General features: G+C 54.6%; 13 protein-coding genes. 6 read left to right on the top strand and 7 right to left on the bottom strand.

Features of this window, described 5'->3' with window-relative positions; translation table 11 throughout:
* Positions 1-11 precede the first annotated feature (11 nt).
* Positions 12-1,241 carry a GlmU family protein gene (locus tag JT718_RS17275; RefSeq protein WP_205504041.1) on the bottom strand — a complete coding sequence of 410 codons (1,230 nt, stop codon included), beginning with the start codon at positions 1,239-1,241 and terminating at the stop codon, positions 12-14.
* Positions 1,242-1,312: 71 nt separating this feature from the next.
* A complete protein-coding gene (locus JT718_RS17270; RefSeq protein WP_205504040.1) occupies positions 1,313-1,555 on the bottom strand; it encodes a type B 50S ribosomal protein L31 in 243 nt (80 codons plus the stop codon).
* Positions 1,556-1,724: 169 nt separating this feature from the next.
* Here JT718_RS17270 and JT718_RS17265 point away from each other — a divergent pair, with 169 nt between their 5' ends.
* Complete coding sequence (locus JT718_RS17265; RefSeq protein ID WP_205504039.1) at positions 1,725-2,234, top strand: phosphoribosyltransferase family protein; 510 nt, start codon at positions 1,725-1,727, stop codon at positions 2,232-2,234.
* Between the two features lie 686 nt (positions 2,235-2,920).
* Here the strand turns inward: JT718_RS17265 and JT718_RS17260 are convergent.
* Genes JT718_RS17260 through JT718_RS17250 form a run of 3 tightly spaced genes read right to left on the bottom strand, consistent with a single transcriptional unit; the run spans position 2,921 to position 5,544 of the window.
* Entirely contained in the window at positions 2,921-4,021 is a 1,101-nt protein-coding gene (locus tag JT718_RS17260) for an MlaD family protein (RefSeq protein ID WP_205504038.1), read from the bottom strand.
* Entirely contained in the window at positions 4,022-4,795 is a 774-nt protein-coding gene (locus tag JT718_RS17255) for an ABC transporter ATP-binding protein (protein WP_205504037.1), read from the bottom strand.
* Between the two features lie 11 nt (positions 4,796-4,806).
* Positions 4,807-5,544 carry an MlaE family ABC transporter permease gene (locus JT718_RS17250; RefSeq protein ID WP_374729173.1) on the bottom strand — a complete coding sequence of 246 codons (738 nt, stop codon included), beginning with the start codon at positions 5,542-5,544 and terminating at the stop codon, positions 4,807-4,809.
* A 580-nt stretch (positions 5,545-6,124) separates the two neighbouring features.
* Here JT718_RS17250 and JT718_RS17245 point away from each other — a divergent pair.
* From JT718_RS17245 to secDF, 4 genes are all read left to right on the top strand, one after another.
* On the top strand, positions 6,125-6,721 hold the full coding sequence (locus JT718_RS17245; protein ID WP_205504035.1) for a non-canonical purine NTP diphosphatase: 597 nt from the start codon (positions 6,125-6,127) through the stop codon (positions 6,719-6,721).
* Positions 6,722-6,797: 76 nt separating this feature from the next.
* On the top strand, positions 6,798-7,421 hold the full coding sequence (locus JT718_RS17240; RefSeq protein ID WP_205504034.1) for a uridine kinase family protein: 624 nt from the start codon (positions 6,798-6,800) through the stop codon (positions 7,419-7,421).
* Positions 7,422-7,597: 176 nt separating this feature from the next.
* Positions 7,598-7,888, top strand: coding sequence for a hypothetical protein (locus JT718_RS17235; RefSeq protein ID WP_205504033.1), 291 nt, complete (start codon positions 7,598-7,600; stop codon positions 7,886-7,888).
* A 172-nt stretch (positions 7,889-8,060) separates the two neighbouring features.
* The gene (gene secDF, locus JT718_RS17230; protein WP_205504032.1) at positions 8,061-11,048 is read left to right on the top strand and encodes a protein translocase subunit SecDF; all 2,988 of its coding nucleotides are present in this window, start codon (positions 8,061-8,063) and stop codon (positions 11,046-11,048) included.
* Positions 11,049-11,351: 303 nt separating this feature from the next.
* Here secDF and JT718_RS17225 read toward each other — a convergent pair whose 3' ends face one another.
* Both JT718_RS17225 and JT718_RS17220 read right to left on the bottom strand, forming a co-directional pair.
* Entirely contained in the window at positions 11,352-13,601 is a 2,250-nt protein-coding gene (locus JT718_RS17225) for a cation:proton antiporter (protein WP_205504031.1), read from the bottom strand.
* A 387-nt stretch (positions 13,602-13,988) separates the two neighbouring features.
* Complete coding sequence (locus tag JT718_RS17220; protein ID WP_205504030.1) at positions 13,989-14,318, bottom strand: hypothetical protein; 330 nt, start codon at positions 14,316-14,318, stop codon at positions 13,989-13,991.
* 177 nt (positions 14,319-14,495) lie between these two features.
* Here JT718_RS17220 and JT718_RS17215 point away from each other — a divergent pair, with 177 nt between their 5' ends.
* Positions 14,496-15,380: a YitT family protein gene (locus JT718_RS17215; RefSeq protein ID WP_205504029.1), complete on the top strand. Its 885-nt coding sequence runs from the start codon at positions 14,496-14,498 to the stop codon at positions 15,378-15,380.
* The last annotated feature ends 54 nt before the right edge of the window (positions 15,381-15,434 follow it).

Below are 15,434 nucleotides of genomic sequence, written 5' to 3'. Positions count from 1 at the left end.
GGTTGATTCTATTAACTGAGAGCCGTCTCCGCCGGGGTTTCCCACGCGCGGTTTCGCTGCGTCTCCGCAAAGACATGGTTGTAGATCTGGCGCTCCACCTCGGTCACGGTCAAGCCCCGGCGGCTGTACACCGCTTCGGCCACCTCGTAGAACTTGTTCAGCTTAAAGGTTTCCTGCGCGTTCACGCCGCCCCAGGTAAAGGACGGAATAAAGTTAGGCGGATAGCCTCCCCCGAACACGTTGGCCCCCACGCCCACCACCGTGCCGGTGTTGAACATGGTGTTGATGCCGCTCTTGGCGTGGTCGGCCATGATGAGGCCGCAGAATTGCAGCCCGGTGTCCACCATTTTCTCCTGGGCGTGGCTCCAGAGTTTCACGTTGGCGTAGTTGTTCTTGAGGTTGGAGGTATTGGTATCGGCCCCGAAGTTGCACCACTCTCCCACCACCGAGTTGCCCATGAACCCGTCATGCCCTTTGTTGGAGTACCCGAAGAACACGCAGTTACTGATCTCGCCGCCCACTTTGCAGAACGGGCCAATGGTCACGTCGCCGCGCATTTTGCCGCCCATGTTGATGATGCTTTCCTCGCAGAGCGCAAACGGTCCCCGGATCACGGTTCCTTCCTGCACCTGGGTGTTCTTCCCGATGTAGATGGGTCCGTTCTCGGCGTTCAGAATAGCGGCTTTGAACGAGGCTCCTTCCTCAATGAAAACATCTTGCGCGTTGTACACCACCGTGTGCGGGTCTGAGACCGGCTGGCTCACGCGCCCCTGGGTGATGAGCTTAAAATCAGCGCGGATCTGCGGACCGTTTTGCCTGAAAATATCCCACAACTGCCGGACTACGGTGTGCGCGGGCACTTCTACCCGGGCTTTCTTGGAGGTATTGTGCTGGTACAGCTCGGCCACGGTCCTGAACTCCAGGCTATCGGCGTTGAGGGCTACCAGCAGGCTGTCGTAGTACAGGGGCTCGCCCACGGGCAGTTGCCGGATGGCCTCCAGCAGCTCGGGCGTGGGGCAGATGGCCCCGTTGATGTACAGGTTACGCCCGCCGTCAAGGTGCTGCCCGAACTTTTCCTGCAGATACCCTTCCGCCAGGAAAGAAACCAATTCCCCGGACAAGAACCGCCATTTCTCGGCAATGGTCATGATCCCAATCCTAATCTCGGCCACCGGCCGGGTAAAGGTAAGCGGCAACAGGTTGGCCCGCAGGGCGGGGTCGTCAAAGAGGATGATGTTCATAGAGCGAAATAATGAAAAAAGTCTTCCTGAAAACTCAGGAAGACTTCTATACGGCTAACCGTGAAATTAGCTTATTTCTTGTAACGCTGCTTGAACTTGTCAATACGTCCGGCAGTATCCACGTAGATGTTTTTGCCGGTGTAGAAGGGGTGCGAAGCAGAAGAAACCTCCACCTTGATTACTGGATACGTCTTGCCGTCTTCCATGGTGATGGTCTCACTAGAGTTCATGGTAGAACGCGTGATGAATTTGAAATCTGAGGAAGTGTCCTGGAAAACTACTTCTCTGTATTCAGGATGGATGTCCTTTTTCATTATTCTATATTTTAACTACGGATTTCTGGAATAGGACTGCAAAAGTAAGGCATTTGCTTCAGAATTAAAACCTTTGGCCTGAAAATATTTTACCGGCCCGTACTCCCAGGCCGGGGCCTAGCGGGTTTGCTGATTATTTTGGTAAATTGGCCCGGAAACCGCAACACCCATGGTCTTAACAACCGAGAACCGCATCCTGGACCACCACCAGATTCTTCAGAAGATCAAGCGCATGGCGTTTGAGATCTACGAGCAAAACTTTGAGGAAAAGCAGCTGGTGCTGGCCGGCATCCACGAGAACGGGTATTACCTGGCCCAGGCCCTGGCGCAGCAACTGCGGGACATCTCCCCACTTGACGTTCAATTGGTGGGCGTTTCCCTGCACAAGACCCAGCCCCTGGCGCACGCCATTCAGATTGAGCCGGCGCTATCCTCTTTGGTTAACACGCCGGTGGTACTGGTAGATGACGTGCTGAACACCGGCAAGACGCTGGCCTACACCCTGCGCGAGTTCCTGGACAAAGACTGCAAGAAGCTGGAGATTGCCACGCTCATTAACCGCCACCATACGCTGTATCCCATCTCCGCCACGTACACCGGCTACTCGCTGGCTACTACCCTGCGGGAGCACATCAGGGTTTCCTGGGTGGGGGATGAATGGAATGCCTATCTGATTTAGGGCTGTTTTTGGGAAAACGGCTTTCAAATAGCTTTTCGTTTTTATGCTGAGGGGGGCTTTTGCCGGTTGGCTTATTGCTGGTGTGGTGCCGCTTTCCTATGGGTTAATGGATTTCTTTGCTATCGCTGGCGAAGAGCCGCTTACCTAAGGGCTTATGGATTTGTTGGCTATTGCTGGCGTAGCTTCCGCTTGTCTATGGATTTGTGGGCGGCTCATTGCATAGTTGGCCTCCGTGCGCTCACGGCCGCGGGGCCCCGTCTTCCGCCTTCGCGCTGTGCTCTCTCGCCTGGCCCTCAGGCCTGCCGCATGCGCGGCACCGGGTCGAGCGCTAGGCGCTCAGCCGAAAGACTGGAATAAGGTTAAGTGACGGTGCTGGTGGAGCCGCAGAGACAAGGCATTGCCTTGTCTCTGATAAGCATTGCAATTCCTTCAGCAAGGCGGATTCCCCTCCTGGGAGGGGCAGGGGTGGGTTTACATTCCTCATGGTTCAAGTCTGTGAGGTGGACCTACCATTAGCGGCAGTTTGTAACTGCCGTGAGCCGCTGATTTAGATTTGCTTCCTACTAACTGTAAAGCTGCTGAGCACAAACCCTCAGTTTTACTTAGAATTACCAAAAAGAGCTCCAAAACAAATCGCCTCAGGCAGATTGGTCTGCCTGAGGCGATTTGTTTTGGGGCTGCTTACTTTACTCCGCCGAATTGGCTGTGTCTGCTGGCGTTTTAGGGGTGGTTGCTTTGGTGGCCGGGGCGTTTTTCTGGTTCTGCTTTTCCTCCAGTTTGCGGAGGCGTTCCTGTTTTTGTTGCTCGCGTTCTTTTTGCTTGGCTTCGCGCTTGGCTTTGCGGCGGAAAAACCCGTTGAGCAGGATGCTGTGCTGCAGGCTTTCCATGTTGGCGTCCAGCTTGTCGGTGCCGGCTTCCAGGTTCTGCATGGTCAGTTGCAGGTCCAGGGCAAACTCGGGGTCGTTGAGCAGCACGCCCAGGGCGTTGTCGTTGCGGTTGAGCTTGTCGGTGGTGTTGTTGAGCTTGCTGGTCATCTCTGAGGTGGTGGCCATCACCTGCTCCAGCTGGGTCATGGTGGCTTGCAGCTTGTTAAACGTCACGGTGTCGGTGAGCAGGTCATCGGCCAGGCCGCCCTGGGTGTTGAGTTTGTTGGAGAACTGCGCCAGGGCCTGGCTCACCCGCATGCTGGTGGCCGAGGTTTTCTGCAGGTTGGCCAGAATGGCCTGAAAGTTCTGGGCCAGCTGGTCGTCGGTGAGCAGGGCCCCGGCCAGGCCTTCGCCTCTGGCCAGCCCTGAGCTCAGCTTCTTGAAATCGGTGGTGATGGCCACCAGGTTCTTGTTGTTTTCCTGGAAGGTCGCCATCATCTCCTCGGTGCTCAGCTGCGCCTCGGTGCCCAGGCGGTCGCCGGCCTGCACCACGGGCAACTGCGGGCTGCCGCCGTACAGCACAATGGCCTTGTTCCCGATGAAGCTCTCAGAGCCGATGCGGGCTTTGGCGTCCTTGCGGATGTATTTCTGCGACTCCTCCGTAATGTCCATGGCCACGGCCACCTGCGAGGGACCCTCAAACGTGATGCCTTTCACCACGCCCACCCGCACGCCCGAGAAGAGCACCTGGTTGCCCGTTTTGAGGCCGGTTACGTCATCAAACACGGCGGTGATCTGGATGGTCTTGGTGAACCGCTTCTGCTGGCCGCCCAGTACGAAGACGCCCACCACCAGGATCACCAGCGCCAGGAACACGAAGATGCCCACCACTACGGCTCGTTTGTTTTCTGCTGCACTCATTTAGTCTATGAAATTGTAATCATGAAATAATTTTACCCGCTCATCATCTGTGCGGAACACCTCCTCAAAGGTGCCCTGGCGCTGGAACTGGCCGTCCAGCAGCATCACCACGCGGTCGCCCACGGTTTTGGCACAGGTAAGGTCATGGGTAATGATAATGGAGGACGTATGGAAACGGGCCTGCACCTCATTGATCAGGTTGTTGATGTCAATGCAGGTAATGGGGTCCAGCCCGGCGGTAGGCTCATCGTACAGCATGATCTCGGGCTGCAGAATGAGCGTACGGGCAATGCCGATGCGCTTGCGCTGCCCACCCGACAGCTCAGACGGCATCTGGTTAATGGTCTGGGAAAGGCCTACGGCGTCCAGCACAATCTCCACCATGCGGTCCACCTCGGCCCGGGTCATGTCGCGGCGGTTGCGCACCAGCGGAAACTCCAGGTTCTTCCGGATGGTCATGCTGTCGTAGAGGGCGCTGTTCTGGAAGGAGAAGCCAATCTTGAGCCGCAGCTGGTCCAGCGTGCGGCCTTTCAGCTTGGGCACCTCCTGCCCCAGCACGTTCACGGTGCCGGCGTCGGGCTTCAGTAAACCCGAGATGATCTTAATCAGCACCGATTTCCCGGTACCCGACTTGCCCAGCACCACCAGGTTTTCGCCTTTATACAAATCCAAGTCCACGCCGCGCAACACGTCCAGGTCGCCGAAGGATTTCTCCAGGCCTCTGATGTTGATGACGCAGTTGCTTCTGTCTATAACCGGTTGGGTTTCCTTCATGGCTTAAGTTGTTAAAGGGCCCTTAGCGCCGTAATCACCTGCAATGAGAGCAGCTCTTCAATGAACACCAGGAACATGGCCGTTACTACCGAGGAATTGGCTGCCTTGCCCACGCCCTCAGTTCCCTTAGAAGAATGATAGCCCTTGTAACAGCCCACCACGCCAATGGTAAACCCAAACAAGGCCGACTTGGTCACCGAGGAGAAAATGTCCAGGAACGTGATGGCGTCAAATACCTGGGTAAAGTACGTGGTGAACGAGGTGCCCTCGTTGGCGTTCACGTTCAGGAAGGCCCCCAGGAGCGCCAGCAGCGAGGTGTACATCATGAGCGCCGGAATCATGAACGTGGTGGCCAGAATGCGACTCACCACCAGAAACTTGAACGGGTTGGTGGCCGACACTTCCATGGCCTCAATCTGCTCAGTTACCTTCATAGAGCCCAGCTCCGCGCCAATCATGGAGCCAATACGCCCCGCGCCAATCAGCGCCGTTACCAGTGGGGCCAGGGCCCGCACAATGGCAATGGACACCAGCGACGGCAGCCAGGACGTGGCCCCAAACTCGGCCAGCGAAGGCCGGGACTGGTTCATGAACACAATCCCGATGATAAATCCGGTGAGGGAAATAAGCGGAAGCGATTTTACGCCAATCTCAAAGCACTGCCTGATAATCTCCTTGAACTCATAGGGCGGCAGGAACACCTCCCTGAAAAAACGACCTACAAACGAGGCAATATTGGCCAGCTCCATGAAGATGCGGTCAAATCGTTTAGAGATCACCTGCGCACGGGGCCTTCTTACCGGCGGTTCGTCACCATTGTGAAATTTCATCTACTGTCTTGTTTTCTTCATGGGCGCTCAAACGCTTATTGTTCAAGTTGCCTACCCCAGCGTAGCCTAAACCCCTACTACGCTGCACTTCCTGCTCAGGATACAAAAGGAGCCCCTGCGGAAGAACGCCTCAGGCGCCGGTCTATTTTAGCCGACGGACCCTGAGGCCGATGTTGCCCGCCTTTCTGCTGTTCTGGGCCGGTTTTTCTGAAAACAGGCCCAAAACCGTAAAAACAGGGCAAACCAGCCTGGTCCCTGCGCGGGCAAGGACCAGGCTGGCCGTAAAAGCTGGGCAAAATTACATCAAAAAGCCTGACCACCTATTAAAAAACGCAGCAGAGTTCCGCCCGGGTCTTTGCCCTGGCGGCCTTTTCGCTTGGGCCACAAGGCGGCCACCGGTCTATTTATGTTGTTTTAGGTGTGTTTTTCAGCAAAGGGCGCTTTGAACTGCCGCCGGACCGTAGTATCATTGCCGCACCCAACTTTCTTACCAGATACCATGAAAATCTGCTTTGCCTCTAACAACGCGCACAAACTACAGGAAATACAGCAGCTCCTTGGCCCCCCGTTTGAGGTGGTGAGCCTGGAAGCCCTGGGCTGCACCGATGAACTGGCCGAAGACCAGGACACCCTGGAAGGCAATGCCCTGCAGAAGGCCACTTACGTGTGGGAGAAGTACCGGGTCATGTGCTTCGCCGATGATACCGGCCTAGAAGTAGAAGCCCTGAACAACGAACCCGGGGTTTTTTCGGCCCGGTACGCCGGCCCGCAGCGCGACAACCAGGCCAACCTGCAGAAAGTCCTGGAGAACCTGCAAGGCCAGTCCAACCGCAAGGCCCGCTTCAGAACGTCCATCGCCCTTATGCTGGAAGAAGGCGAACAGCACCTTTTTGACGGCATTGTGGAAGGCCACATCATAGACGCCCCGCGCGGCCAGAAAGGCTTTGGCTACGATCCCATCTTCGTGCCCGAGGGCCAGGACCGCACCTTCGCCGAGATGGACAGCCAGGAGAAGAACCAGATCAGCCACCGCGGCCGGGCCGTGCAGCAACTGGTTTCTTTTTTGCGGCACCGCTACGTGCAAACCGGTACCTGAGCAAATTCTTTTAAACATGCGTTAGGCATAGAGCGTAGAATTGGCTAATTTTGCACCCCGTAAACCATACGCATTTATGCATCAAAAGCCATTTATTGTAGGAATTACGGGAGGGAGCGCCTCAGGAAAAACCACTTTTCTGAGCAGACTACTGGCTTCGTATGCACCTGAGGAAATCTGCCTTATCTCTCAGGACAACTACTACCATGACCGCGACAAACAGCTCAAGGACGAGAACGGCATCCTGAACTTTGACCTGCCTTCTTCCATTGACAGCGCGGCCTACGCCCATGACATCTATCAACTGAGCAAGGGCGAAACCGTGTACCGCAAAGAGTACACCTTCAACAACCCCAACGTGATCCCGCGCCAGCTGGAGTTCAAGCCGGCCCCTATTGTGGTAGTGGAGGGCATCTTTGTCTTTTACTATGAGGAAGTGGCCAAACTGCTGGACCTGAAAGTGTACATAGACGCCAAGGAATACATCAAACTGCAGCGCCGCATCATCAGGGACAAAGTGGAGCGCGGCTATGACCTGGACGATGTGCTGTACCGCTACACCAACCACGTGGCGCCTACTTATGAGAAGTACATCAAGCCCTTTAAGAACGACGCGGATGTCATCATCCCCAACAACCGGCACTTTGACCGGGGGCTGGAGGTGCTGGTGACCTACCTTAACTCCAAGATCAAAAAATAACCTTTTTACCCAGAGAGGGCACTTATCAAAAGCCTCTGCTGTTCAGCACACAGCAGAGGCTTTTGTTTTATTTCAAGAATCTTCTACCTTTGCTTACAGAGATGAAACCCGGGCACTACATACAACGTAATTGGCGGCTGCTATGCACAAGCATTGCCTTGCTGTTGGTGCTTACTGTGAACCACAGGGCCTTGCCGGCCTATGCCCACGTCGCAGTCTCCCCGGCTGAACAAACGGCGGTAAGCAAGCAGGGCCGCGATACAAATTCGTCGGTGGTGAAGCAGAAAGTCTCCTTTGAGGCCACCACTTCCTTTGTTGCCCTGCAGTTGGCTGAACCGGCCACGTTCCTGCGCCTCACGTTTGCGGCGCCGGTGCAACAGGTGGTAAAAGCCTCTCTGGACACCCCTTACTGGGCTTTCCTGCTGCAGCAGGTGGCCACCCTGCCCATCTCCCCTAACGCCCCTTAGGGCCTTTCTCCAGTAAAAACCGCGTTTTCGGCCTGTTTTCTGGAAAACTCCTGCATTTCATTCTGTTGACCTTGGTTCCTGGTCGGCCTTTTTGGTTGGGCCGGGGAGGCTATAGGTTCGCGTTTATTTCTAGTATCATCCACTTTCATTTTTATTCATCTATTTATCACCAATGCGTAACAAAGGTTTTATCCTAGTATTGACGATAGTAGTATCAGCGCTGTGCTTGTACTATCTGTCGTTCTCGCTGGTCTCCAGAGGCGTTGAGAAAGACGCCACGGCCTTCGCCACCGACGCCAAGGGCACCGTAGACCACTACAAAAAACAGTCTTACCTTGACTCGGTCTGGAAAGCGCCGGTGTTCAACTTCCTGGGCGCTGAGTATACCTACCAGGAAGTAAAAGAAAGCGAACTGGGCCTGGGTCTTGACCTGAAAGGCGGGATGCACGTAACCCTGGAGGTTTCTCCGGTGGAAATTATCCGGGCCATGGCCGGCAGCCGCAGAGATGCGGCCTTTGAGCAAGCCCTGGCCCGTGCCCAAAAACTGCAGGCCACCAGCCAGCAGAACTTTGTAGACCTGTTCTACCGCTCTTACCGTGAGCTGAACCCCAACGCCAAGCTGGCCTCTATCTTCGCCAACAGCACTACCCGCAACCTGAGCTACAACTCAACCGACCAGGAAGTGCTGGACGTGATCAACAAAGAGGTGGACGACGCGGTAGCCCGTTCCTTCAACATCCTGCGCACCCGTATTGACAAGTTTGGGGTAAACCAGCCCAACATCCAGCACCTGAAAGGCACTAACCGGATCCAGATTGAGCTGCCCGGCGTGGATAACCCAGAGCGCGTGCGCAAACTGTTACAGGGTACCGCTAACCTGGAGTTCTGGGAAGTATGGAACATTCAGGAATACGGCACTTATTTCACGCAGCTGAATGACTACCTGGTAAAACAGGAAGCCGCCAACAAACTGAAAGGCAATGCCGCCGGTGCTTCGGCCCTTACGGCCGCTACTGACACTTCTAAAGCGTTGGCTACGGCTGCCGGTGCTGATACTTCTGCCCTGGCTGCCCAGTTGAGCAAACCCGCCGACAGCGCTGCCGCCAAGAATGACTCCATCAACCCCAACCAAAGCTCTTTACTGGCCCGGTTGTTCACCACCCTGCCTAACGGCTTAGGAACCAACGTGCGTGATACCGCCAAAGTAAACGCCCTGTTTGCCAGACCAGAAGTAAAAGCCATCTTCCCGCAGAACCTTAAGTTCCTGTGGGGCGTGAAGCCCATTGTAGCCAACGACGGCGCTGAGTTCCTGGAACTGTACGCTGTGAAAAAAGGCCGTGAAGGAAAGGCTCCTCTAACCGGTGAGTACATTGCCGATGCCCGCCAGGATTACGACCAGTCTGGCCGTCCGGAGATTACCATGAGCATGAACGCGGCCGGTTCTAAGAAATGGCAGCGTTTGACCGGCGACAACATTGGTCGTCAGGTAGCCATTGTGCTGGATGACTATGTGTACTCTGCCCCAGTGGTACAAAGCGAAATTGCCGGCGGTAACTCTTCTATCTCTGGTTCTTTCACCATTGAGGAAGCCCAGGACTTAGCCAACATCCTGAAAGCCGGTAAAATGCCTGCTCCTACCCGCATTGTGGAAGAGGCCATTGTAGGTCCGTCTCTGGGTCAGGAAGCCATCAACCAAGGCTTGCTTTCTTCTCTGGCTGGTATGGGTCTGGTGGTATTGTTCATGTTAGCGTACTACAACAAAGGCGGCCTGATCGCAAACATCGCTCTGTTCTTCAACATCTTCTTCATCATTGGTATTCTGGCGCAGTTTGGCACCGCCCTTACCCTGCCAGGTATTGCCGGTATGGTACTGACCATGGGTATGTCTGTGGATGCGAACGTACTGATCTTTGAGCGTATCAAGGAAGAGCTACACGGCGGCATGAGCATGGGCGAGGCCATCAAGAAAGGCTATAGCAAGGCATTCAGCTCTATCTTTGACTCCAACGTGACTACCTTGCTGGCCGGTACTATCCTGTACTTCTTCGGGTCTGGTCCGGTGAAAGGTTTTGCCATCACCCTGATGATTGGTATTGCCACTTCCTTCTTCACTGCGGTGTACGTGTCTCGTTTGCTGATTGAGTGGATGACCAAAGGCAAAGACACCAACAAAATCTCTATGGAGACTGCGCTTTCCAGAAACTGGTTCAAGAACATTAAGTTTGACATTCTGGGCAACCGCAAGAAAGCGTACCTGTTCTCTATTGCGTTCATTCTGTTTGGTATTGTGGCCGTGTTCATCAAAGGCGAACTGCCTCTGGGCGTTGACTTCAAAGGCGGTCGTTCTTACGTGGTAGACTTCAACAGCGCGGTTGCGGCCTCTGAGGTAAGGTCTGCGCTGGACGACGAGTTCAAAGGCGCTGGTACCGAGGTAAAAACCTACGGAGCCAACAACCGCCTGAAAATCACCACCAGCTACATTGCCGAGGACGAGTCTACCCAGGCCGATGAGACGGTAAGAACTGCCCTGGTGCAAGGCTTGCAGGAATACCAGAACCTGAACCCACAGATTGTAAGCTCTTCTAAAGTTGGGGCTACCATGGCCGACGACATTCAGAAGACAGCCCTTATTGCGGTGTTGCTTGCTTTTGCCGGTATCTTCCTGTACCTGGCCGTGCGTTTCAGCCGCTGGCAGTACAGCTTGGGCGGGGTTGTGGCCTTGATTCACGACGTACTGATCGTGTTCTCTGCCTTTACCATCGCTAACCTGTTCGGGATCTCCTTTGAAATGGACCAGGTGTTCATCGCCTCTGTCCTCACCATCATTGGTTACTCCATCAACGACACCGTGGTAGTGTTTGACCGTATCCGGGAATACACCAGAGAAAACCCACGCCTGAAGTTTCAAGACCTGGTGAACCCAGCCTTGAACAGCACGTTCAGCCGTACCATCATCACCAACTTAACGGTATTGCTGGTAGTGATCATCTTGTTCGTGTTTGGTGGCGAAACCCTGAGAGGCTTCTCTTTTGCGATGTTGGTTGGTTCCTTGACCGGTACTTACTCAACTCTGTTCATTGCCGCTCCAATTGTAGTGGACACTACCAACGTAGACAAAGAAAAACCAGTAACTGCCAAACCAGTAGTAGCCGCCAGCTAAGCGCTGCTTCCCATAACACCAAAAAGGCCGGACTTGCGTCCGGCCTTTTTTATTGCCTTTAAGGTAAATGGCTAAACTTCAAACGGAAGACTTTGTGGTCAATGCCCCTATTGAGAAGGGGGCGGCTATTGAGAAATCTTTCCAACACTTTGTAAGTACCCTTACTCTATGCAAATCCGGCGTAACCACGGGCATACTAGCTCCTGAAAAGCCCAATCACTTGTCAAGGAGTAACTTTAGCCCCTATTCACCAGGATCTAAAACCAGGATCTCTGTGGTAGCCTGCTGCCTGAAAGCGGTTTATCAGGCGCTCAGGGCCGTTGCCACCCCTTCCTCCAGTTGCCGGATGCGTCTTGGCTCGCCCACAATCCAGACAATATCGCCTTCCTCAAACATCAGTTCAGAGTCAGGGTTAAGGATTCGGTTGCCTCTTCGCTCAATGCCCACAATCAGGCCCTTGGTTTTCTCCCGCACGCCAGAGTTCCTGATGGATTTGTGCAGTAACACAGAGTCTGATTTAATCTGAAGCTTTTGCAGCCTGATCTCTTCTTTCTCCCCGTTCCGGTCCAGGTCCGGCGTAATGGTAGAATGGATAAACTGCCGGAACGCCTCTATCTGCTCATCGGCCCCGAACACGTACAGCTTGTCTCCCGGAAACAGCAGCTCGTTGCGGGTGGGGGCCATAATGGTGCGGTCGCCCCGCTCAATCACGGCCACGTTCACGCCGTATTTCTCCCTAACCTGTAGTTCCAGCAAGCTCCGGCCCACGACTACTGACTCCGCGGCTACCTCAAAGCTGGTCAGGTGCACGTCCCAGGGCGTGAGCGAATGGTGCATCCTGGCCGCCTCATGCAGCTCCCGCGCGTTGAGGTTTCTGACAAACCGGTTCTCTATCCTGATGTAGAACCGCTGGATGTTCTTGGAGAACACAAACATAAGGCCCGTGATCACCAAGCCCACCACAAACGCCAGTTCGGCAGAGAAGAACTGGTTGAGCAGGAACCCAATAAACAGAATGGCAATCGCCACCCGGCCAAACTCCAGCACAATGATCAGGCTGCGGTAATTTTTATTGGCCCAGATTCGGCCCTGGGCTTCTTTCTGCGGATGGTGCACGGCCAGGGCCCACAGGAACGGCGCCATGAAAATAAAGGTGATGGCCGTGGTCACAATGTCGCCGGCGTTGCCGTCTACCAAGTTTTGGGTGATGAACGGGTTCAGGTACCGGGCCGAAAGCAACACAATGCTGACAATCACCACCGAATAGACGCCCAGGTTAATCAGGTAAGACCGTAGCACCAGTTTCCAGTCGCTGGTGGTGGAAATGGTCTGGGTGCCGGAACTGTACTCGTTCAGGGACTTCAGCCACTTATCGGGCAGCACCCGCTCCATGGACCGGTACAGCGGGTCTGACAGCTTGATCATGTAGGGCGTGGTGAAAGTGGTGATGGCAGAAACGGCCACCGCCACGGGGTACAGGAAATCGCTGGTCACATTCAGGGTTAGCCCCAGGGTGGCAATGATGAAGGAAAACTCCCCAATCTGGGAAACGCTCATGCCTGATTGGATAGAGGTCTTCAGGCCCTGGCCCGAGATGAGCCCGCCGCCGGTAATACTCACCGCTTTCCCCACCAGGGTTACCACCGTGATCAGGGCAATGGGTCCGGCGTACTCCACAATGGTGGCCGGGTCAATCAGAATACCCACCGACACAAAGAAAATAGCCCCAAACAGGTCTTTTACCGACGCGATCAGGTGCTCAATCTTTTCGGCCTTGGTGGTCTCCGCCAGAATGGACCCCATGATGAAGGCCCCCAGCGCCGGGGAGAAACCAGCCTGCGCCGCCAGGATCACCATTAAGAAACAAAGCGCCAGCGAGACAATGAGCAAGGTCTCATTGTTCATGAGTTTACTGGCTTTCCTGAGAAACGTGGGTATGAGGAAAATACCGCCCAGGAACCAGAGCGCCAGGAAAAACGCCAGTTTCAGCACGGCGGCCAGCATCTCGGCACCGGCAAATTGCTGGCTCACGGCCAGGGTAGAAAGCAAGACCAGGAGCAAGATGGCCACCAGGTCTTCCACAATCAGGACCCCAAACACCAGGCCCGCAAACCGCTGCGACTTTACCCCCAGTTCCTCAAAAGCCCTGATGATGATGGTGGTGGAGGAAATAGAGAGAATTCCGCCCAGGAAGATACTGTCCATGGTAGACCAACCCAGGATTTTACCGGCCAGGTAGCCCAACACCAGCATGACCACCACCTCTATCAGGGCCATCACGGAGGAGGCTCCGCCTACCTTCACCAGCTTTTTAAAACTAAACTCCAGCCCCAGGCTGAACAACAGGAAAATAACCCCAATCTCGGCCCAGATGCTGATGTTCTCCGTCTCCATGATGGTGGGGAACAGGGCAACGTGGGGCCCCACCAATAAACCGGCAATGATGTATCCTAACACCAGCGGCTGCTTGAGCTTTTTGAAGAGGAGCGTGGTTATACCGGCCGCTCCTAGAATAAGCCCCAAATCTGTTACCAAATGCGGTAAATGCGTCATATAAATTAATCTGTCATCTTGTGAAAACCCAGTACCGCCGCGCAGGGCGCAAAGCCCGTTTGGCGGTCTTTTGGGAAAAATGAATTGAAAAGGGAACTAGCCACTAATTTGTACGGCTACTCCACCTGTTGTTCTTGTAAATTTTGGGTAATGCTTTGGTTTTCCCGCGTAGCCTGGCGCTGCTCCTGCATAAACGAAGGCGGAACAAGGCCAAGGATAGGACCAACGCACTGTGCGGACCGGCCCGGGCGCGAGGAAAAAGCACCACAAAAGGGCACCCTGCCGGTTACCAGCCATGGCTGCAGAAGCAGGCATGCTTTTGTGGTGGGTGGGCGGCCGAAAAGCCCCCAGGGCCAGGCTGAACCTCCGCACAAGAAAAAGAGAAAGCTAGGGGGCGTTGGGCTGCAGAGCAGGCAAGAGCCTGGAAAGAAAGAGTACCCCAAGGGAAAAGCCCGGGCGCAGGTGCCCCTCTGCCTCACAAACCGGCGGCCGGGGTACCTCTACCGAAGAAAGGTGGAGGGCCGCCGGCAGGTCTAACACCAGCGTAGAAGCGGCCTTGGCGTCAACAAAGGCCTGTATGCCCACTTGCCGCAGCACGGGCTGGTTGGTTGGCTCGCGTTCCGTGGTCTCCTCGGCCGAAGGGCCAAAAAACAGAAACTTGTACACTTCTACTTCCTGCCCGGGCATGGTGAGCGCCCAAAGCAACATCACCCACATGAGCGGAAATTTCAGGTAGTGTTTAACAATTCTATGGAGGGAGCAGGACATTACCTGCAAAATAAAAATTTAATGCTTAAAATGGCAAACCAAGCCCCAGCTTAAAGCAAACCAGCTTTTTTATTTAACTTGTCTGGTAAACGCTTTCAGAAACTCCCCTAAACCCACCATTTTTTTATGTCTTCTGCGGTTACCCCCGCCTTTCAGTGGCGGTCTGAGTCTAAAAACATCACCCTGATCTGCCTTGGAATTCTTTCTGCCAGCATGGGCCTGAAGGGCTTCCTGCTGCCCAGCCACTTTATTGACGGGGGCGTGACGGGTATTTCCATGTTGCTGACCCATATTTTCGGGATTCCGCTGCCGCTGTTGCTGGTGCTCATTAACCTGCCCTTTATTTTTATGGGCTATCGGTACGTGGGACACTTGTTTGCCCTCAAGAGCGCCCTGGCCATTATAGGACTTTCGCTGTCGCTGGTGTTTTTCTCCTTCCCCGAGATTACCTCAGACAAAATGCTCACCGCCATTTTTGGGGGCGTGTTCATTGGCCTGGGCATAGGCCTGGCCATGCGGGGTGGCTCGGTGCTGGATGGCACCGAGATTGCCGCCGTACTGGTGAGCAAGGCCTACCCGGTGCTCAAGGTGAGCGACGTGATCCTGATCCTGAACATCATTATTTTCAGCTCCGCTACCCTCTTCCTGGGCATTGATGTGGCGCTGTACTCCATCCTCACCTATTTCTCGGCCTCCAAGATGATTGACTTCCTCTTGCACGGGATTGAGCAGTACACCGGCGTGACCATTGTCTCCTCCCAAAGCGAGGAAATCAGGGTGGCCATCACTGAGAAGCTGGGCCGGGGAGTCACCATTTACCAGGGCAAGCGGGGCTTTGGCAAACGGGGCCACAACAACCTGGAAATTGACATTGTGTTCACCGTAGTAACCCGGCTGGAGATTCCGGCGCTCCGGAAAGAGGTAAAAATGATTGACCCAGACGCCTTCCTGATCCAGCAGAGCATTGACGACACAGACGGCGGCATGGTGAAAAGAAGATCATTGCATTAATATAAACCACCAGAAGTACATCAAACCAGTGCCCTGTTTCGGGCCTGTTTTCAC

It is taken from the genome of Rufibacter psychrotolerans (genome assembly GCF_016924645.1).
Taxonomy (GTDB): domain Bacteria; phylum Bacteroidota; class Bacteroidia; order Cytophagales; family Hymenobacteraceae; genus Nibribacter; species Nibribacter psychrotolerans.
The sequence above is the reverse complement of the archived record's forward strand: the minus strand, read 5'-3'. Positions and strand labels throughout refer to the sequence as shown.

Coding starts and splice junctions, on each gene's coding strand:
- JT718_RS17215 (WP_205504029.1), top strand. CDS start 14,496: ATGTCTTCTGCGGTTACCCCCGCCTTTCAGTGGCGGTCTGAGTCTAAA.
- JT718_RS17270 (WP_205504040.1), bottom strand. CDS start 1,555: ATGAAAAAGGACATCCATCCTGAATACAGAGAAGTAGTTTTCCAGGAC.
- secDF (WP_205504032.1), top strand. CDS start 8,061: ATGCGTAACAAAGGTTTTATCCTAGTATTGACGATAGTAGTATCAGCG.
- JT718_RS17265 (WP_205504039.1), top strand. CDS start 1,725: ATGGTCTTAACAACCGAGAACCGCATCCTGGACCACCACCAGATTCTT.
- JT718_RS17220 (WP_205504030.1), bottom strand. CDS start 14,318: ATGTGGGTGATGTTGCTTTGGGCGCTCACCATGCCCGGGCAGGAAGTA.
- JT718_RS17240 (WP_205504034.1), top strand. CDS start 6,798: ATGCATCAAAAGCCATTTATTGTAGGAATTACGGGAGGGAGCGCCTCA.
- JT718_RS17245 (WP_205504035.1), top strand. CDS start 6,125: ATGAAAATCTGCTTTGCCTCTAACAACGCGCACAAACTACAGGAAATA.
- JT718_RS17250 (WP_374729173.1), bottom strand. CDS start 5,544: ATGGAGCTGGCCAATATTGCCTCGTTTGTAGGTCGTTTTTTCAGGGAG.
- JT718_RS17275 (WP_205504041.1), bottom strand. CDS start 1,241: ATGAACATCATCCTCTTTGACGACCCCGCCCTGCGGGCCAACCTGTTG.
- JT718_RS17225 (WP_205504031.1), bottom strand. CDS start 13,601: ATGACGCATTTACCGCATTTGGTAACAGATTTGGGGCTTATTCTAGGA.
- JT718_RS17260 (WP_205504038.1), bottom strand. CDS start 4,021: ATGAGTGCAGCAGAAAACAAACGAGCCGTAGTGGTGGGCATCTTCGTG.
- JT718_RS17255 (WP_205504037.1), bottom strand. CDS start 4,795: ATGAAGGAAACCCAACCGGTTATAGACAGAAGCAACTGCGTCATCAAC.